Below are 20499 nucleotides of genomic sequence, written 5' to 3'. Positions count from 1 at the left end.
CTTACACGACTAGTCAAACAAGAACGTCCCCAACGACTACCAATCGTTTTCAGTTCGTAAACTTGTATATATGCATTTATATATGCATTTGCTGGAGGTAGCGCTGAGCGGTATCCTGTTAAGTCGTCAGCATACGATTCAACAGGGAAGGCAGATTATGCATTCTCCCCATCAACGCGACGCGCATCCGCAGCCGATATGCAGCCGTCGCATCTTTTTGGGTAGCGCTCTCGCTGCGAGCGCTTCTGTCGTCGCCGGCGCACTTGCCGGTTGCCAGCGCCCCTCCACGCTGGAAGTAGTTCAGCCCACCACGGGCGGCGGTCGCGACGACCTGTCCGATTCCGTGATCGGCAAGGACAAGATCCGTATCGGCATGGAGGCGGCCTACGCCCCATACAACTGGCAGGTCTCCGAGCCTAGCGAGTACACCATCCCCATCGACAACGTACAGGGCGCTTACGCCGATGGCTACGACGTGCAGATCGCAAAGATTGTCTGCAAAGCTCTTGGCGGCGAGCCTGTTGCCGTCAAGCAGAGCTTCTCGGGCCTCATCGATTCGCTTAACAACGGCCAGATCGACCTCATTATTGCCGGCATGAGCGCCACGCCCGAGCGCGAGGAGTCCGTTGGCTTTTCCGATCCGTACTTTATCGGCTACTTTGGCCTGTTCGTAAAAGAGGGCTCGCCCTACCAAAGCGCGACCAAGCTCAGTGACTTTAGCGGCGCCACGGTGCTCGGCCAAAAGGACACGATGCTCGACACCGTCATCGACGAGATTCCGGGCGTCGTTCACAAAAATCCGGTCGATTCGGTGCCCACGGTGTTCTCGAACCTGCTGCAGGGCACCTGCGATGCCGTGACCTACAACACCGAAAACGAGAAGGGCTATATGGCCCAAAACCCGGGCATCGTGCCCATTCGCTTTGCGGAGGGCGAGGGCTTTAAGCAGGAGGTCGCGGCAAACGTCGGCTGCCGCAAGGGCTCGGACAAGCTGCTCAAACTTATCGATAAGACGCTCAAGGGCGTCAGCCAGGAGGAGCGCGACCAAATGTGGGACGCGTGCCTCGACCGTCAGCCGGCATAGGGAGGCAGCATGAAAACCGTCAATCGTCTGGCCTCCTTTATCAAGGCCGACCACCGTTATGTGTATCTGGGCACGAGCGCTATCGCGGCGCTCGGTCTGGCGTTTAGCCAGCGCAACCCCACGCCGCTGAGCTTCTTGGCGCCCACGGGTGTGTTCCAGGACTGCCTCTGGGCGATTCTGTGGGCTTGGATTGTCGTGTCGGCGGCAGCACTCGTCACCAAGCTCATGCATTGGAACGACTATCGCCAAAAGTCGCCGTTTGCATCCGAGTGTTGCCGTCGCGGCGCGCGCCTGGGCAGCTATGTCGTGGTTGCCATCGCGGCGATCTTCTTTATCGACCGCTGCGTCATGTCGTTTATCGACCTGGTGCAGGTGAGCATTGTCTCGGATTCCAACCCCAGCGACTTTTTGTCGAGCCTGGTCTACATGACCTACAAGAGCGGCGACTTCTTTTTTCGCGGTATCGAGATCACCATCGCGCTTGCGACCCTTGGTACCGTTATTGCCTTTTTCCTGGCACTGCTCTTTGTGTTTCTGCGCATTCAGACGTTCGACCGTGTGGACAACGATCTCACGCGCTTATTTAAGAGCATCGGCCGTGGCTTTGCGACCGTCTACTCCACCATTGTGCGCGGCACGCCCATGATGGTCCAGGGCCTGCTCATCTATTACGCGGGCTTCACCGTTTTGCGCGGCATGGGCTTCGAGACCGCCCAGGCCAACCAGATCTGGAGTACCTTTACCGCTGGCCTCGTCACCATCTCGCTCAACTCCACCGCCTACATGATGGAGGTCCTGCGCGGCGGCATCGAGTCCATCGACCCCGGCCAGGCAGAGGCGGCGCGTTCGCTGGGTCTTTCGCAGTGGCAGGCTATGCGCAAGGTCGTGTTCCCCCAGGGCATTAAAAACGCGATTCCGGCGCTCACCAACGAGCTCATCATCAACATCAAGGATTCGTCGGTGCTCTCGGTCATCGGCGTGTTTGACCTCATGTACGCCACCACCACCGTCGCCGGCGTGTACTACCGCCAGATGGAGGTCTACTGCGTGGCGCTCGTGGTCTACCTGATCCTGACGCTCGTGGCGAGCCGCCTGCTCGAGGCCTTTGGCAAAAAGCTCGGCGCCGAGGCCCCGGCAACGCTGCCCAGCTCCAACTAGGCTCAAGACGAGGAGAATCATCATGGCAGATACCGCCACTACCGGCACCGCGGCCGCCGCACAGACAAATGAGCCGCTTATCCGCGTCGAGGGCCTGCGTAAGAGCTTCGGCTCGCTCGAGGTGCTCAAGGGCATCGACCTCGCTGTCAATCCCGGCGAGGTCGTTACCATCATCGGCGCCTCGGGCTCGGGCAAGTCGACCTTCCTGCGCTGCCTCAACCTGCTCGAGACCCCGGACGCGGGCCACATCTGGTTCCACGGCCAGGACCTCACGGCCGAGCGCTGCAACATCAACAAGCTGCGCGAGGACATCGGCATGGTGTTCCAGGGCTTTAACCTGTTCAACAACATGGACGTGCTCGACAACTGCACGCTCGCGCCCGTTACGCTCAAAAAGATGAGCAAGGCCGAGGCCGAGAAGGTCGCGATGGAGCATCTGACGAGCGTGGGACTCGAAAAGTTCGCGCACGCCGCCGTGGGCCGCCTGTCCGGTGGTCAAAAACAGCGCGTGGCCATCGCTCGTGCCCTGTGCATGAATCCGCAGATCATGCTGTTCGACGAGCCGACCTCCGCGCTCGACCCCGAGATCGTGGGAGAAGTGCTCGAGGTCATGCGCAAGCTCGCTGCCGACGGCATGACCATGGTCGTCGTCACGCACGAGATGGCCTTTGCCCGAACCGTGTCCGACCGCGTGGTCTTTATGGACAAGGGCGTAGTGCTCGAGGACGCCGCGCCGGCCGAGCTCTTCGGCAACCCCAAGCACCAACGCACCCGCGAGTTCCTCTCGCGTTATCTCGAGGACAAATAACCGACCGCAAACGCTTACGTGGCAGGGCCGCTCCGGTGGGGCGGCCTTTGTCGTCACAATCGAAAGGATGTCATGGCCGAGGTTTGGCGCTTCTTTGCGCATGAGGACGATTTTGCCGATATAGACGAGGCCGGCGCGTGCGAGCGCTTGGGCCGTGTGCTGTCGTTTCCGACCATCTCGAGCATGGATGCCGAGGCGGTGGACTGGCAGCCGTTCGACGACCTGCGCGCGTATATGCAGCAGGCCTGGCCGCGTGTGTTCGCGGCGGGCGAGGTCGAGCTTATCGACCATTCGCTGTTGGTGACGCTTGCCGGCTCCGACCCCGCTCTCAAGCCCGTTATGCTCATGGGCCACATGGACGTGGTCCCCGTGGTGCCCGGTACCGAGGCCGACTGGACGCATGCCCCCTTTAGCGGGCACGTGGACGACACCTACATCTGGGGCCGCGGCGCGATCGACATGAAGGACCAGGTCGCAGGTATTCTTGAGGCTGTCGAGTATGCGCTGGCGCACGGTTGGCAGCACGAGCGCACGCTGCTCCTGGCCCTTGGCCAGGACGAGGAGACCACGCAGTACGGCGCAGGCGCCATCGGCCACGCGCTCGAGGAGCGCGGCGTTGAGCTTGAGTACCTGATTGACGAGGGCGACTATCGTATCGTTGAGGCTGCCGAGTACGGCGCAGGCGAGGGTTGGCTTATGCATGCCGATCTTGCCGAGAAGGGCTATGCCGATATCGTGCTCAGGACGAAGAGCGAGGGCGGGCATTCTTCCAACCCTTACGGTGGCACGTCGCTCGAAGTGCTCAGCCGCGCTATTGCCGCGATTTGCGATATCGAGTGGCCGGCGCGTGTGACCGATCTGCTTGCCGCGCAGCTCGTCGAGCTGGGGCTTTATACCGCAGACGAGATTGCTGCCAGCAAGGATGCCATCGTGCGCGACTGCCTTGCCAGCAAAAAGCTGTACCCGCTTGTGACCACCACCTGTGCGCCCACGCAAATCGAGGGCGGCAGTACCGGTGCCAACGTAATGCCGCAAGATATGTGGGTCAATATCAACTTCCGCATGCTCGAGGGTACGAGCGTGGCCGATGTCGTGGCCTGCTGCCGCGAGGCCGTTGCCACCGCTGGGCTCGCCGGCCGAGTCGAGGTCGAGCTGGGCCCCGGCAGCTCCGAGCCCTCGCCGTCCCCGCGCGTGGGCGGTCCGGGGCTCGAGGCCGTCCGCGCCATCGCCGCCCGCTATTTCCGTGATCCCAAGCCGACGGAGGAAAACGGATCGTCTGCGGTGGGCCAAGAGCCGATGAGCATCGTGCCCTCGACCGTGATTGGTGCAACCGATGCCGCCAACTACCAGCGCATTTGCCACGAGTGCATCCGCTTCTCCGCCTTTGTGGTCGACGATGACGAATGCGACCGCGGCGTCCACGGCACCAACGAGCGCATCACCCGTCGCGCCTACCTCCAAGGCATCCGCTTCCTCATCGCCCTGCTCCACACGCTCTAGCATGCGACAAAGGGACTGAGCCGATTTCATCGGTAATGAGACAAAAACTGTCATAGAATAAGACTAAGATATCTTAAGAGACATATGCTGGGGTTGGTATTCCTTGAACGACTGCGGGCATGTGCCAGACTGCCTCGGCCCCCGGGGAGCACCCGGGCAGGTCGCCGTGTGACTGGGGAGGAAATTATGCAGGAGCTCAGAGAGGCGACGTCTCGACTCGTGAATAATGCTACCGGGGGGGGTGTCTAAGCAGGGAACTTCCTGGTGAACACCGGCCGCGCGAGCGGTGGTCCGTCATGTCTTATGGCCGTCGTCGCGGGCTGCGCCCGGTCTCGCCATATGTGATTGTTCTGGCCCTCGCCGTCGTGCTGACGGCGAGTTTCTTCCTGCCGACCCGCGCGGAGGCGAAGGTTTCGGACCATACGGTTCCGTTTCCGAACCACATGGTTCCGACGATTTCGCCTTCGGGGACAACAATCAACCTGTTTGATTACTGGGTGAATTCGGAGGATCACCTGTCGGTCAGTGGATCCGACGGCATCAACAAGGACCACCGCTTCAAGTTCAAGGATCAGGAAGCCAGTGATGATCTCAACCGGTATACGGGCGACTCCTCTCCTCGCTCCGGTATCGTGAACAACGTTCTTACCGGCGGTTAACCGAATCTCACCGACAGCTGGGGCGGAGAATCCCTCGGCTACCTGTTTGATTCTTCCACCCAGACGGGCAAGATATCCCATATGGGTGTGACGGGTCTGTTGCAGGCCAAGGGCGGCTACTACGAGTATGACAGCTCGAAGAACTACGCGGCGTACAACGTCAATAAGAATGCATTTGATGTCTACGAAGTCGCCGGCGTTGGGCAAGCGGGGGCTGGCTCTCAAAATGGAGGTCAGTTTTTCCCCTTCGATGCGGCCGATAAGGTATTCAAGGAGGAGAACGGCCGCCTCGTCCGGAACGGCATTACGTCGTCGAACAACGGCGACTCGAATTATAACGATGGCAAACCCCTCAACCATTATTTCGGCCTCTCCATGTCATCGCGCTTCGTGCAGCCGACGGATGGCAAAACGAACGCTGGCGATCCCATGACCTTTGAGTTCGCCGGCGACGACGACGTCTGGGTGTTCATTGACGATGTCCTCGTGGGCGACATTGGCGGCATCCACACCAGTGCTAAGCTGACCATTGACTTCCAAACGGGCGAGATTAAGGTTAACGATTCCCCAAACGGCACGCTGTTAGGAAAGTTCAAGGAAGCGGGGCGGGGCACTTCGGGCTTCACTGGCAGCACCTTCGCTAACGACACCAGCCACACGCTCAAGTTCTTCTACTTGGAGCGTGGCGCCACCGACTCCAACATGAAGCTCAAGTACAACCTCGTGACGGTGCCCGAGTCCGACATCATCAAGTTCGACCAGGACGGCAAGTTCGTACAGGGTGCCGAGTTCAAGCTCTATAAGACCGACAAGGACTTCAAGACCGTGGGCGAGCTCATCGGCTCCGGTACCACGGACGAGGCCGGCCACCTAACGCTCACGAACGACGTGGACAACGGCGTCATCAACTTCGACGATCTCTACAACAAGGATCACAGCAACAAGTACTACCTCCTGAAGGAGACGCACGTGCCCGAGGGATACCGCTCGAGTCTCACGGCGACGGGTGGCAGCATGCAGCTCGAGTACGTGCCCGCGAGCGCCGGGAACGGCGCGGGCGGCGTCATCATCAACCGCGGCGGTATGGACGCGGACAGCGTCGTGTGGAAGACCGGTGCGTTCGCCGCCGCGAAGGAGACCATCACCGCGCCGTCGACCGTGTACAAGGCAAATAATGACCTGACGAAGTCCGACAAGACCGTCAATCTGGACTCCGGCATACTGTTCGCTGTGGTGCTCAAGCGCGACAAAAGCGCAGGCACAGGTATCGAAGATCCGAGCAATTGGTACGCCGTGTCGGGCGACCCATCGACGGGAGCGGGATACACCCTCGCCAAGGAGCCGGGCATGACCGGTGCTATCGAGGCGGCGAAGAAGGACCTGCACGCCTTCACGCTCAACACAAGCGGCCAGTACCAGGTAGAGATTCAAAATCTGCCCGGTGACATCTCCAAGTACTACTACCTGCTGAGCGGTGATGCCCGCAAGGATGCCGAGTACACGGTGGCCATCTACCACACAACGGCGAGCTCGATCGGCGACGCGGCGCCTGAGAACACAGTCCACGTGTACAGCGACGACATCGCAGGCGGCGCGAACTTCAAGCGGCAGTTCGCCACGCGCCTGCTCGTCACGAACATCCAGAATCGCCTGTTCGTGCAGAAGACCGATACCGAGGGTAAGCCCGTTGACGGGGCGAAGTTCGGCCTTTACAAGTCCACCCAGGTGACTACGGATGCGAACGGCAAGGCCGTGCTCGATGGCGACCAGGCCCCCTACGACACCCTGACGACGAGGTCGGTCGCCAACCCGGTCAAGCTCGAAGGGGCGGGCGTATTCCCGTCTACGAGCGACAGTAGCGAGCCGCTCGTGAAGGGTACCTACTTCCTGAAGGAGGTCTCGGCGCCCAATGGCTTCCTGCTTAATGACAGGCTCATCAAGGTGATTGTGGACGATTACGGCGTCCACGCCGATGCTGGTACAGTTGATGACGGCGTTTCGACGTTCGTGGGCGTGGGCTCGCTCATGAAGAGCCTGGGCCAGTTTGGCGCAGAGGGCGACATTGACAACACGCTCACGTGGATCAAGGGCCAGCGCCAGACGTCCGACGGGACGCTCGACGGCAACGGCAACCTTTCCTGGAACAATGACGCCAAGGGCGGCGAGAATGAGGTACATCTTAAGTACGACGCCAATGGACGTGTCTACCAGTATGGGCCCACCAAGAAGGACGAACCTTACCGCCTGGAGACCGAGACGGGCTGGATACGTATGGGCATCACGCAGGACGTGTCTGGTGACACTAATGCGAAGGGCGCCCGCGCCGACCTGGGCGACATGAATCTGAACGCCCTGTTTACGGGCGCCACCTGCGTGCGCGTGGCGAACGAACGCGAGGCGAGCCTCGAGGTGATGAAGAAGGTTGTCGTGCCCGATGGTCTGACGGGCAATAAGGACGCGGGGTTCACCTTCAAGTTCACCGTGCCTGATGGGAAGACGTATAAGGCTGCAGTCTTCGAGAAGGCGGGCGCGGCCGATGAGAAGCAGGTCGGCGATATGTTCGACCTGACGAACGGCCGCGAGCAGACCATCACGGCCGGCCAGACGATCCGCGTGTACGGTCTCGACGAGCACGACGCCTACACGGTGCAGGAGCTGACCGGTACGGATAAGATGCCGGCCGGCTACACGCTGACCAAGCGCGAGCAGGGCGGCAACGCCCTGAGCGGCGAGGGCGCCAGCATCTCCGGCACGATTGCGAAGCAGGACGCCAACGGCACGTTGGCCGAAGCCAACAAGCTGGTATTCACGAACACCTACAGCGTAAAGCCGCTGGTGACGCTCACCAATGCGTTCTGGGCGCAGAAGGTGCTCCGGGGCCGTGACTGGAAGGATGGCGATAGCTTCAAGATTTACCTGCGCGCGGACAAGGGCACGCCGATGCCCGCCGGTGCCAAGGATGCGCCCGTGAGTGGTATGAAGCAGGTTGTGAAGACCGTCAAGAACGGGGACACGTTCGACTTCGGCAATATTGAGTACGCCAAGCCCGGCACCTACACCTATCTCATTGCCGAGGCCACGCCGTCTCAAAACGACGATGACTGGTTGCCCGGGTTCGGGTATTCGAGCGCTACCTACCGTGTCACGGTGACGGTGAGGGATAACGGCGACGGCACGCTGTCGCAGCCGGCAGTCAAGATGGAGCAGACCTACACCGACGACGGTATGAGCCAAAAGGACAACCCGATCGAGGTCGCTGACAAAATCGCCAAGATCACGAACACCTATAACACCGATGAGAAGACCATCTCCTTCAACGTGCAGAAGACGTATGCCGACCAGTCCGGTGCAAATCCGCTTGTGAAGGATAAGTTCACGTTCCAGCTCGAGGCACTCGGCGGGATGAAGAATGATGCCGTGCCGAGTGGAGCCATCGATTTCGGCAAGCTCGCCACCTCCTACAGCGTCGGTGCCAGCAAGGTCCCCATGCCTAAGGGGTGCACGTCCACCACGACCACGGCGAAGAACGATGACGACGGTATCGCTGCGTTCCCGCAGATCACCTATACGATGGAGAGCGAGAACCTCACCTACGTGTACAAGGTGACCGAGGTCAAGGATTCCGATACATCGACGTCCAGTGGCATGGGCTACGACGATACGGTGTACTACGTGCTGGTGAAGAACCAGCAGGTTGATAACGAGTCTGGGACGGGTAAGTGCCTGTCCTCCACGGTCACGTATTGGAAGGCCGACGGCACGCAGCTGACGGACGCCAACGGATACATCCCGTTCAAGAACACCTACACGGTGACCCAGGCGACGTCGGCGCCGGTTAACGTGCAAAAGACGTTCACCGGGCGCGCGTGGGAGACGAGCGATGCGTTCGACTTCACCCTGACGCCGGCGGATGATGCGACGAGGGATGCGGTTAAAAACAAGGTCGTTACCCAGAGGAAGGCTACCGACTCCGATGAGACCGGCGATCTGACGACTAAGGTTGAGATCGCAGGCGCCGGTGACGCGACGCGTTCTGCAACCTTCGGTGCGGGCGACCTGGTGTTCACCAAGTCGGGCACGTATACGTTCAATGTGAACGAAACGAAGCCGACCGACGCGGATAAGACTGGTATTGCGTATGACGGCCATACGTCCACGGTGACGTACACAGTGACCGATATCGAGAACGGCAAGCACACCGGTAAGCTGACCGCGTCGGTTGCGTACGACAACAAGCAGGCGACGACGGATGCCGACCGGCAGGTGACGGACGCCGCCGCGTTCACCAACATCTATGCGGCCTCTGGTACCTACGCGGGCATCGATGTGACCAAGACTCTGGTTGGTACCCCGCTGAAGAATGGCATGTTCCCGTTCACCATCGAGGCGATGACGTATAACGGTACGACGGCCCCGGAGCCGGCTGATACCGATAAGTCGTTCAAGAACACCGTGGGCAAGGATGACGGTGACGATACGCAGACCGCCACGATGTCCGGCAAGCTGAAGATGAACTTCACGCAGCTGAGCTACAACAAGGTGTATGTGTACAAGGTGTCTGAGGCGCATGGCGCCAACGCTGGTGGATACACGTATGACACCGAGTACCCCGGTGACGCCTACGTGCTCATTGCGGTGAAGCCGAATCCGGACAACAAAGGCCAGCTCTACACCGAGACGACCATCGCGAAGGGCCCGGGCGTGACGGCGCTTGTTGGCGGGGGCGGCAACGTTGATGCGCTGACGGCCGAGGCGATTAAGGGCCTCGATACCACGACCAACTACGTGAAGACGGTCTCGAGTCGCAATGCGAAGCCCGCTACGCCTACCGTCCCGTTCAAGAACAGTTACAAGTCAGACGCCAGCGACGAGCTGACCCCGCAGGTGACGAAGAAGATCTCCGGTGTTGAGAGCACGGAGAAGGCGTTCTCGTTCACGCTGACCGCCACGGAAGAGACACAGCAGAAGATCGCCGCCGGCGACTTGGGTGTGTCGGACGACCTGGCGGGCGACGCGCACGCGGAGTCCAAGGCCACGAAGGACAAGATTATCAAGGACAAGGGCCAGACGGTCGACTTCTCGAATATGACGTTCAACAAGGCGGGCGAGTACACGTTCACGCTCACCGAGGTGCACAACGCTGATGATGATCCCGCAGCGGATGGCGTGCAGAACGCCGGCTGGACGATGGACGCCTCGACCTATACCGTCACGGTAAGGGTCGAGGATAAGGACGCCAAGCTGACCGTCACGGGCGTGACGGTGAAGAAGGATGGTGACGCTGAGGCCAAGCCCATCAAGGCTGAGGTCAAGGACGGCAAGGTGAACCTCGCCACCTTTATCAACAGCTATGCTGCGAAGGGTTCCGTGACCTTGGCGGCGAAGAAACGCTTTAGGGGCGGTGCGCTCGCGGGGAACGACTTCTCGTTCGCTCTGTACAAGGGTGACAAGGCGGAAGGCACGCCCATTGAGACCGTCACGAACGACGAGAAGGGCAACATTACCTTCCAGCCCATCAACTACACCGAGGCAGGTGACTACGAGTACACCATCAAGGAAGTTACCGGTAACGACCAGACCATCGTCTACGACGGTCAGAAAGTGAAGGTCAAGGTCAGCGTTACCGATAACAAGAACGGCACGCTGGACGCGACCGTCACCTACGGCGGCGATAAGGCCGTGCCGACCTTCACCAACGTGAAGCCGACGACGGACGTTACCGTCGAGGCCACGAAAGTTCTCGCGGGCAAGGCGCTGACGGACGGCGCGTTCGCCTTCGGCCTGTACCAAGGCGACACGTCCACGGGTAATCCCGTCAAGATCGTCCAGAACGACAAGGAGGGCAAGATCAATCTTGCCCTCACCGGTCTGACCATCGGCGAGTACGACTACAAACTCAAGGAGGAGAACGTCGGTGCCGATCCGACTATCACCTACGACACCAAGGCGGTGAAGGTTCACGTCTCGGTGAAGGCGGAGGGCGACAAGGCGAAGGCGACCGTCACCTATGACGGCAAGAACGATGCCCCGACCTTCACTAACAAGTACCAGCCCGCCGAGACCTCGGTGGCGCTCACGGCGAAGAAGGCCTATGTGAAGCCCGACAACACGCCGGCCACGCTCAATGGCGGCGAGTTCACCTTCGACCTGTACGAGGGCGACCTGACGGCTGAGCGGCTGAAGGGCAAGCAACCCATCCGGAGCGCCAAGAACAGCGAGGACGGCACCGTCACCTTCCCGGCCATCGACTACACCAAGGCCGGCGAGTACAAATACACCGTCGCGGAACAGGAGGGCGACCTGTCCCACGTGACCTACGACGCTACGGTGCACCATGCCGTGGTGAAGGTCATGGACAATGCCGGCAAGCTGGACGCCGCTGTTACCTACGATGGTGACAAGGCCAATGCCCCCACCTTCACGAACACCTACACCGCAAAGGGATCCGTGGAGCTGACGGCGACCAAGATCGTTGCGGTCGCGCCGGGCTTCACGCACGACACCAAGCTGAAGGGCGGCGAATACACGTTCGAGCTGAAGGACGCCGACGGCAAGGTGCTCGGCACCACGACGAACAAGGCCGATGGCACGGTGAAGTTCACGCGCAAGTTCACGCTCTCCAACCTGGGCGGCGCTGCGAGCAAGGACTTCACCTACACCATCGCGGAGAAGCCGGGCACGGAGCCGGGCATGGTCTACGACACCCATGCGCTCATCTACAAGGTGACGGTCGCGGACGATGGCACCGGCTCGCTGACGGCCACACCGCAGGTAACGAGTGGAGACAAGACCTTCACGAACACGTACCACCCGAAGGAGACCTCGGTAACGCTCAAGGCGACGAAGCGCTTCACGGGTGGCGAGCTCGCAGGGGACGACTTCACGTTCCAGCTGCTCGACAAGGATGGCAACGTGATCCAGACCGTCCAGAATGACAAGGACGGCAAGGTCGCCTTCCAGGCAATCAGCTACGACACGCCGGGCGATCACGACTACACCATCAAGGAGGTTGCCGGCAACGACCCGACCGTCGTGTACGACACGAAGGACGTGAAGGTCCACATCAAGGTCTCCGATGAGAAGGGCGAGCTAAAGGCGACCGCCACCTACGACGGCGAGGCCGACGTTCCGACCTTCACCAACTCGAAGCCGACGACGGACGTCACCGTTGAGGCCACGAAAGTTCTCGCGGGCAAGGACCTGACGGCCGATGCGTTCACCTTCGGCTTGTACGACCAGGACGGCAATGAGGACGCTCGCGGCACCAACGATAAGAATGGCAAGGTCAAGCTGACCGTCAAGGGCCTGAACCTGGGCGAGTACGACTACACGCTCAAGGAGGAGAAAGCCGGCCAGACCGTCGACGGCGTGGCCTACGACGCCAAGGAAGTCAAGGTCCACGTCAAGGTAGAGCAGAACCAGGGCGACAACAACAAGACGAAGGTGACCGTCACCTATGACGGTGCCGCTACGGCTCCCACCTTCAACAACACCTACGACGCAAAGGGTTCCGTAATCCTGACGGCGACCAAGACCATCAAGGTTGCGGACGGCTTCGACCACACGACGAAGCCCGCGGACGGCGAGTTCACCTTCGACCTGAAGGACGCTGCCGGCAACGTGCTCGACACCGCGAAGAACGATGCAAACGGCAAGGTCAGCTTCACGCGCGAGTTCCAGCTCTCCGACTTGGACGGCGCCGCGAGCAAGGACTTCACCTACACCATCGTGGAGCAGCCGGGCGCGGAGCCGGGCATGGTCTATGACAGCCATCCCCTCACCTATACGGTGACGGTCACGGACGGCGGGAACGGAGCACTGAATGCGAAGGCGATCGTGACGAGCGCATCCGGCTCGGATACCTTCACCAACACCTACCAGCCGGCCGCGACCGGCCTGGCCCTCGGTGCGCAGAAGAGCTATGTGAAGAAGGACGACAACACGCCGATCGTCCCCAAGTGCGGCGAGTTCACCTTCGATGTGTACGAGGGCAACCTGACGGCTGAGCAGCTTGCCGGGGCCAAGCCCGTCCGGACCGCGACCAACGGCGCGGACGGAAGTGTTAACTTCGACGCCTTCTCCTACGCGAAGCCGGGCACGCACGAGTACACCATCGTGGAGCGGAAGGGTGATCTGGCCTACGTGACCTACGACGCCGCGGTGCACCATGCCGTGGTGACGGTTGCGGACAATGCCGGCACGCTGCAGGCGAGCGTCGCCTACGACGGCACGAATGTCACGAAGCCCAGCTTCACCAACACCTACGAGGCACAGGCGACGGACTCCGGCGCGATCGCCCTCACCAAGAGCGTTGACGTGCACGACGGCAGCTATCAGCTAAAGGCGGGAGACTTCGCCTTCGAGCTGGTGGGGTCTGACGGCTCGGTGATCCAGACCCAGAAGAACGATGCTGACGGCAAGGTTGCCTTCGACAAGCTGACCTTCGACCATGCGGGCACCTTTACCTACACGGTCCGCGAGGTGCAGCCGACGGGGGACGCGCCGGGCGTGCCGGGCGTGACCTACACCGGCAAGACGTACACCCTGACCTACGTGGTGAAGGACAACAACGACGGCAAGCTGGTGGTAGAGAGCTCTACGGTGAAACCGAGCGAGGGCACCGAGAACGGCGTCACCCCCAATACCATGACGTTTGCGAACAGCTACCAGCCGGGTCAGACCTCCTACCAGATCTCTGGCACCAAGGTGCTTGAGAATGCCGACCCGGCCACCACGCGGACGCCCGCCGATGGCGAGTTCACATTCGCGCTGATTGACGTGGCCACCGGGCAGGAGATCGACCGGACCACGAATGTGGGTAAAGCGTTTACCTTCAAGGCCATCTCGTACACCGCAACTGGTTCGCATGCGTACCAGGTGAAGGAGGTTGCGGGCCAAGATGGCACCATCACTTACAGCGATGCGGTGCTGGACGTAACGGTGAACGTGACCGATGACGGCAGCGGCCAGCTGACCGCGACGGCGAACAAGACGGCTGCGGATCTGACCTTCACCAACACCTACACGCCGACGGCAACGACGGCGACGATTACCGGAACGAAGGCTCTGACCGGCCGCGACCTGGCCGAGGGTGAGTTCTTCTTCGACCTGAAGGACGCCGACGGTAACGTGGTGCAGACGGTGCAGAACGGCGCCGACGGCACGTTCGGCTTCGCGCCGCTGCAGCTGGACAAGGTGGGGACGTACGTCTACACCGTGTCCGAGCGGGCAGGGGCGACGGCGAACGGCGTCACCTACGACACGACGGTCTTTACCGCGACGGTGACGGTGACGGAGAATGCGGAGACGCACGCGCTGGAGGCGCAGGTTGCCTACAGCAAGGGCGGCAAGGCTGCGGATGCGGTGGCGTTCAGCAACAGTTACGCGCCGGCCGCGACTGAGGTGAAGCTGGGGGCCTCCAAGGTGCTGAGCGGCGAGGACCTGAAGGAAGGGCAGTTCTCCTTCCAGCTGAAGGATGCCGACGGCAAGGTGCTGCAGACCGCAAAGAACGCGGCGGACGGCACGGTGGGCTTCGAGGCGATCTCGTACGACAAGCCCGGAACGTACGCCTACAGCATCTCCGAGGTGGACGACGGTCAGAAGAACGTGACGTACGACGCGGCCGAGCACCGGGTAACGGTGACGGTGACGGACGACGGTGCGGGCCATCTGGTGGCGACGGTAACCTATGACGGCGCCGTGGCGCCGGTGTTCAAGAACACGTACACGCCGCCGACCACCCCGCCGACGGAGCCGCCCACCAATCCGCCGAGCAAGTCACCGGTGCCGAAGGAGGAGAAGCCGGGTCTGCCGTATACGGGCGATACCAGCTTGTCGCCGATGGCCCTGGGTGGCATCGCGGGCGGCGCGGTGGTGCTGATCGCCGCAGGCGTTATCCTGCGGCGCCGGAACCGGTAGCTACGGCGGCCGAGAAGGGCTTTGATTGAGGGCGGGTGGTCGCAGGGCGCGGCCGCTCGCCCTTTTTGGTGAAAGGCTATGTTAACCCGCCGTTTGCACGTCCGGCTCCAGATGGAACTCGTACTCCGGCTCCATCATCTTCTTCCGGATCTTTTCGTAGCGCCCGTCGTCGAGCTGCTCGCGCATGAGCGACGTCCTGTCCCCGACGCGTGCGGCCTCGCGCAGCCATCTGAACCACATCAGGCAGCTGTGGAGCCTGCGGGTCGATACGCCCTTGAACCTCTCGAGGAAGTGGCCGAGCGAACCCTGCGCTTCAGCATCCTCTGGACCGTGTCCCGCTCGTACCCGGTGAGCCTGCCGTGGGTCCTCGGGACCGCCCTCGCGGCGCCCTTCCCGCCCTTTCCGGACATGGTGTCCTCCGATCTCCCGGGGCCGGCCGATCCGGCCCTCAGGGTATCGGATTCCCAAATTTATCCGTATATGTGCGGATGAATGCGGGAGGCGTTCGGATGAAGTTGTATTCAAGGAAAGAGACTGACCCTTTGTCGCATTCCGTGCGGGTTATATGCAGGTATGCCTGCGCACGCTATCATGTATGGGTTAGACCGCAACTATGTACCTCATACGCGAAGGGATGCGCATGTATCTGAAGATCGACATGTTCTAGCCGGGCTTACCCCCGCAGTGGCGCCGCGCGCCCCATCAACTCTGCCGATTTTCGCCTTCACGCACATAAAGGAGTCCCGCCATGCGCGACAAGCTCGAAAAGATCATTAAGGCCTACGAGGAGCTCGAGAAGAAGCTATCTGACCCGGCCGTCGCCTCCGATATTAAGGAGTTCACGCGTCTCAACAAGGAGTACGCGCACCAGTCTGACCTCATTGCCGCCTCGCGCGAGTACATCGGCGCGCTCGATGACATCGAGGCGGCCAAGGAAATGCTGCACGATACCACCGATGCCGATGAGAAGGAGATGCTCCAGATGGACATCTCCGAAAACGAGGCCAAGCTCCCCCAGCTCGAGGAAGACATCAAGTACATGCTCATCCCGAGCGACCCCAACGACGACAAGAACACCATCGTCGAGATTCGCTCCGCCGCCGGTGGCGACGAGGCGGCCATCTTTGCCGGCGACCTGTACAAGATGTACCAGCGCTTCTGCGAGTCGCGCGGCTGGAAGACCACCGTGCTCGATTCCAGCCCCAGCGAGGCCGGCGGCTTTAAGTCCATCGAGTTCAAGGTCGAGGGCGACCGCGTCTACTCCGTCATGAAGTTCGAGTCCGGCGTGCACCGCGTCCAGCGCGTCCCCAAGACCGAGTCCCAGGGCCGCATCCAGACCTCCACGGCTACCGTCGCCGTACTTCCCGAGGCCGAGGAAATCGACGTCCAGATCAACCAGTCCGACCTGCGCATCGATACCTACTGCGCCTCCGGCCCTGGCGGTCAGTGCGTTAACACCACCTACTCCGCCGTGCGCATCACCCACCTGCCCACCAACACCGTGGTGCAGTCGCAGGAACAGCGCTCCCAGATCCAGAACCGCGAGGTCTGCATGCAGATGCTGCGCGCCCGCCTGTACGAGATGGAGCTCGAGAAGCAGCAGGCAGAGCTCGGTGCCGAGCGTCAAAGCCAGATCGGCCACGGCAATCGTTCCGAGAAGATTCGTACCTACAATCAGCCCCAGGACCGCGTGACCGATCACCGTATCGGCTTCAACTCCACCTACAACGGCGTCCTCCTGGGCGATCAGCTCGGCACCGTCATCGAGGCACTCGCCGCCGCCGAGCGAGCCGAGAAGCTGGCACAGGCCGTTTAAGTTACGGCGTTTTACCAAACGCCGTAACTGCTCGACGCTGCGCGCCGCCCAGAGCGACAATTTGTCATTCAAAAGGCAAGGCATGACCAGAAGGTCTATGCCTTGCCTTTTTCATGCCAACTTGTTCGCTCTGGACGTCGCTCGCTGTCCGACCTCTACCTACGGCGTTGCCATCGCTGCCGGAGACGGCAATTGGTTAGTTGGCACTTAGGGGTAGTCATTGGGGACGTTCTTAAATGACTAGGTTGGGTAAATTACTTTTCAAGTTTATTTAATCTGCTTTGTTAGAAATTAAGCTGCCTACCTGCTTAAAGTAATCAGCAGCCTTCATCTGCAATTGAAAATATTGCTCGAAAAATCGTTCAAGAAGTCGCGGGGCGATTTTTGATGCATCGCGCGTCAAGTGATTTGGCAAGTTCTTGGTTAGATATTGGTCAGTTTTGGGGCAACCTTGCCAAAAGCTTGACGAATGCAAATCTAGACGTCGATGAATGAACATTTCAGGCAGGTTCCAAGCAAAATTCTGGGCTGATTCTCGATAATCGCCTTCAATCGTCCCTTGCCAAGCGCTGGCCTCGCGTACAATCTGCTCCGACATTCGTGCGCCGCCCGGCGCTTAAGAGGGGAGGACCCCATGGCAAACGAGATTTGGACCATCAAGCGTTGTCTCGAGTGGACCAAGGAGTACCTGGCCGAGCGCGGCGAGGAGCACCCCCGTCTTTCTGCCGAGTGGCTGCTGTGCGCCGCCACGGGCCTGGCGCGCATTGACCTATATATGCGTATGGACGAGACGCTTAACGCGGCCCAGCTCGAGACCATGCATGCGGCCGTTGTCCGCCGCGCTAAGGGCGAGCCGCTGCAATACATCACGGGCAGCACGCAGTTTCGCATGATCGACGTCGCGTGCGCCCCCGGTGTGCTCATTCCGCGCCCCGAGACCGAGATGCTCGTCGAGGAAGTCCTCAATTATCTGGATGCCGAGGTGCTGAGCCCCGAGGCTGCTGCCCGTCAGCGTGTTGAGCTGCCTTGGAACGATGAGGTCGAGGAGGCACGCAAGGCCGAGGCCGCGCTGGCAGACGAACGGGCGACCGCCGAGCGCCGTGCCGCTAACCTGACGGCTGCCGATGAGGCGGCGCTAGGCGGCGATGTACTGGGCAGCCGTGCCTATGCCGAGGAACTGGCCGACCGCGAGGCCGAGGAAGCCGCCGCGCAGGCAGCAGAAGCCGAAGCGGCAGAAGCAGAGGCCATGGAAACCCCCGAGCCCGAGCTCGACGAATACGGCATCGCCATCGAGGGTGCCGGCCAGGAGACGGCTTCGGCTCAGGATGCCGCTGCGCCTGCCCCAGCCGAGCCCCGTATCGCCCGCGTTCTCGAGGTCGGCTGCGGCACGGGTTGCATCTCGCTCTCCCTTGCCTGGGAGCGCCGCGGCCACGTTACCTGCACCGCCACCGATATCGAGCCGCGCGCCATCGATCTGGCCACCAAAAACCGCGACGCGCTCGGCCTCACGGCAGATGAGGTTGCCTTTAGTCTCACCAACCTGGTGAGCTCCATTCCCCGCGAAGAGTGGGGCACCTTCGACGTGCTCGTTTCCAACCCGCCCTACATCCCGACCGGCGTCATGCGCTCGCTGCCGCACGAGGTCAAGGACTTTGAGCCCGACTTGGCGCTCGAGGGCGGTGCCGACGGCCTGGACATCTTCCGCCGTCTGCTCAATGCGGCGCCTTACATGCTGCGCGCCGGCGGCCTGTTTGCCTGCGAGCTCTACGAGGGCGCCCTCGATGCCGCGGCCGAGCTCTGTCGCCAGGCAGGCCTTTCGGACGTGCGTATCGTCCACGACCTCACCGATCGTCCCCGCATCGTTCGAGCCATCGTCACCGAGCCCAAACAGCGTATTTGAGCTGAATAAATAGACATTTGCGCAAGTTTGTCCTTGCAATATACCGTAAAACTTCTACTATAGAAGGAGAAAGGTATGTCAAATCAGCTGCATCGGTACCGTATCGTGCTTGATTACATTGAACCTTGGCTTGATGAGCAGGATGAAGCTACGCTGAAGCAGATTTATGCAGACCTTTTGGTGCTCGAGAAGGAAGGTCCCAGCCTTGGTCGTCCGCTGGTTGACCGCGTAAAGGGCTCGAAGCTTCATCATTTAAAGGAGCTGAGAGTGACGTCGTGTGGTGGGCAGGTGATTCGCATCCTCTTCGCCTTTGACCCCAAGCGCCAGGCGGTATTGCTATTGGCGGGTGATAAGTCGCGAGCGGGATCGTCAAGGGCAAAATGGAACGGTTGGTATGCGATCAACATTCCAAGGGCCGAGCAAATATACCGTCGCCACGTAAGGAGGCTCGATCGAGATGGAACTGCATGAGTATATGGAATCTCGCGGGATAACACGCGACTCCATTACCGCCGAGCAGGAGAGGACTCGCGATCGTATCGAAGCCTATAAGCTTGCTCAGATTCGCAGGTTAAAAGATCTAACACAGGCGTCGGTCGCCCAGTCGATGGGCGTTTCTCAAAAACGTGTATCCGAGCTCGAGCGTGGGGAGTTGGGTTCGATGAGGCTCGACACGCTGAGCAGGTACGCAGAGAGCCTCGGCGGAAAACTGGTTGCAAGCATCGAGTTTCCCGATCGTACCGTTACGCTTGCGCGCTAAAAATCTTCAATTAACCCCCTCACTTTCACCGACTACTAGAGCCGCTCACCAAACCAACATGCACTCTGGCCAAATAGGTTGAACGTTTCGTGCGAGAATGCCCCTCAGTAAACTAACTTTCACCAGAGCGTAAGGGGCTGGCATACACATGCAGACGGTCTATCGGGTATACGAGGGAACGCGCGAGCCGCATCGGCTCGCCGTCGAGCGCACGGCCGAGGTGCTCGGCCGCGGCGGCCTGGCCTTGATCCCGACCGAGACCGTCTACGGTGTCGCCGTGGCAGTCAACGCCTTCTCGGACGCCGTGCTCCAAGATACAAGCGAATTCCCATCGTGGCCGCGCGATCCGCAGGCTGTCGTCAATGGCGCCGCGGTCCCTGCGCTCGGTACCGGCTACCGCCGCATCTTTACCCTCAAGCAGCGCAAGCTCACCCAAACGGTCGCCTGGCTGGTTGATAATGCCGAAGCACTCGACCTCTATGGCGTGGATATCCCCGAAGAGGCTCGCGTACTCGCACGACGATGCTGGCCGGGGGCCCTGACTATTGTGGTCAAGGCGGCCCCCTGCGTGCCGACCTTTATGCGTGCCGCCGACGACACTGTGGCTCTTCGCGCGTCGGCCTCGCCTGTGGTCCAAGCGCTCATCCGCGCCTGCGGCAGCCCTCTTGCCTGCACCAGCGCTAACACGCATGGCGCGCCCGCGCCGGCAAGTTTTGTCACGGTGGAGGAGCGCATCCTGGAGGGGGTCGATGTGGCCGTCGACGCCGGTGAGACCCCGTGTCGCGACGCCTCGACCATCGTGTCGTTCCAGCACGGCGGGCTCCAGATCCTGCGCCAAGGCGCACTTCCCGCATCAGAGATCGAGCGGGTCCTGTCCGACCCGATGCAATAGAAAG

The 20499-nt window shown here is 61.0% G+C and carries 13 protein-coding genes; 11 read left to right on the top strand and 2 right to left on the bottom strand.

The window, feature by feature from the left end; translation table 11 throughout:
* Positions 1-157 precede the first annotated feature (157 nt).
* The 6 genes from ABCN01_RS04500 (at position 158) to ABCN01_RS04475 (ending at position 15127) form a co-directional block, all read left to right on the top strand.
* Positions 158-1084, top strand: a complete 927-nt coding sequence (locus tag ABCN01_RS04500; RefSeq protein ID WP_342996158.1) for a transporter substrate-binding domain-containing protein — start codon at positions 158-160, stop codon at positions 1082-1084.
* A 9-nt stretch (positions 1085-1093) separates the two neighbouring features.
* A complete protein-coding gene (locus tag ABCN01_RS04495; RefSeq protein WP_342996157.1) occupies positions 1094-2242 on the top strand; it encodes an amino acid ABC transporter permease in 1149 nt (382 codons plus the stop codon).
* A gap of 22 nt (positions 2243-2264) precedes the next feature.
* The gene (locus ABCN01_RS04490) at positions 2265-3050 is read left to right on the top strand and encodes an amino acid ABC transporter ATP-binding protein (RefSeq protein WP_342996156.1); all 786 of its coding nucleotides are present in this window, start codon (positions 2265-2267) and stop codon (positions 3048-3050) included.
* Positions 3051-3122: 72 nt separating this feature from the next.
* Positions 3123-4550 (top strand): M20/M25/M40 family metallo-hydrolase, encoded by a 1428-nt coding sequence (locus ABCN01_RS04485; RefSeq protein ID WP_342996155.1) that lies wholly within the window; start codon positions 3123-3125, stop codon positions 4548-4550.
* Between the two features lie 296 nt (positions 4551-4846).
* Positions 4847-5209: a hypothetical protein gene (locus ABCN01_RS04480; protein WP_342996153.1), complete on the top strand. Its 363-nt coding sequence runs from the start codon at positions 4847-4849 to the stop codon at positions 5207-5209.
* 81 nt (positions 5210-5290) lie between these two features.
* Positions 5291-15127 carry a Spy0128 family protein gene (locus tag ABCN01_RS04475; protein WP_343014211.1) on the top strand — a complete coding sequence of 3279 codons (9837 nt, stop codon included), beginning with the start codon at positions 5291-5293 and terminating at the stop codon, positions 15125-15127.
* Between the two features lie 81 nt (positions 15128-15208).
* On the opposite strand, the gene ABCN01_RS04470 is transcribed toward ABCN01_RS04475, so the two are convergent.
* The gene (locus ABCN01_RS04470) at positions 15209-15367 is read right to left on the bottom strand and encodes a hypothetical protein (RefSeq protein ID WP_158567811.1); all 159 of its coding nucleotides are present in this window, start codon (positions 15365-15367) and stop codon (positions 15209-15211) included.
* 508 nt (positions 15368-15875) lie between these two features.
* Between ABCN01_RS04470 and prfA the strand changes: the two genes are divergently transcribed.
* A complete protein-coding gene (prfA, locus tag ABCN01_RS04465; RefSeq protein WP_055252487.1) occupies positions 15876-16943 on the top strand; it encodes a peptide chain release factor 1 in 1068 nt (355 codons plus the stop codon).
* A 271-nt stretch (positions 16944-17214) separates the two neighbouring features.
* Here the strand turns inward: prfA and ABCN01_RS04460 are convergent, their stop codons facing one another.
* The gene (locus ABCN01_RS04460; protein WP_342996148.1) at positions 17215-17541 is read right to left on the bottom strand and encodes a hypothetical protein; all 327 of its coding nucleotides are present in this window, start codon (positions 17539-17541) and stop codon (positions 17215-17217) included.
* Positions 17542-17577: 36 nt separating this feature from the next.
* Between ABCN01_RS04460 and ABCN01_RS04455 the strand changes: the two genes are divergently transcribed.
* The 4 genes from ABCN01_RS04455 to ABCN01_RS04440 all read left to right on the top strand — a co-directional run bounded on the left by ABCN01_RS04455 (position 17578) and on the right by ABCN01_RS04440 (position 20495).
* Positions 17578-18843: a N5-glutamine methyltransferase family protein gene (locus tag ABCN01_RS04455; RefSeq protein ID WP_035138784.1), complete on the top strand. Its 1266-nt coding sequence runs from the start codon at positions 17578-17580 to the stop codon at positions 18841-18843.
* 75 nt (positions 18844-18918) lie between these two features.
* Positions 18919-19314: a type II toxin-antitoxin system RelE/ParE family toxin gene (locus ABCN01_RS04450; protein WP_022094268.1), complete on the top strand. Its 396-nt coding sequence runs from the start codon at positions 18919-18921 to the stop codon at positions 19312-19314.
* Complete coding sequence (locus tag ABCN01_RS04445; protein WP_006235701.1) at positions 19301-19603, top strand: helix-turn-helix domain-containing protein; 303 nt, start codon at positions 19301-19303, stop codon at positions 19601-19603. The genes ABCN01_RS04450 and ABCN01_RS04445 overlap by 14 nt, the downstream gene beginning before the upstream one ends.
* Before the next feature lie 148 nt (positions 19604-19751).
* Complete coding sequence (locus ABCN01_RS04440; protein ID WP_342996145.1) at positions 19752-20495, top strand: L-threonylcarbamoyladenylate synthase; 744 nt, start codon at positions 19752-19754, stop codon at positions 20493-20495.
* The last annotated feature ends 4 nt before the right edge of the window (positions 20496-20499 follow it).

This window comes from Collinsella aerofaciens, from assembly GCF_039062365.1.
In the GTDB taxonomy this organism is placed as follows: Bacteria; Actinomycetota; Coriobacteriia; order Coriobacteriales; family Coriobacteriaceae; genus Collinsella.
This window is presented reverse-complemented; position numbering and strand designations above follow the sequence as displayed.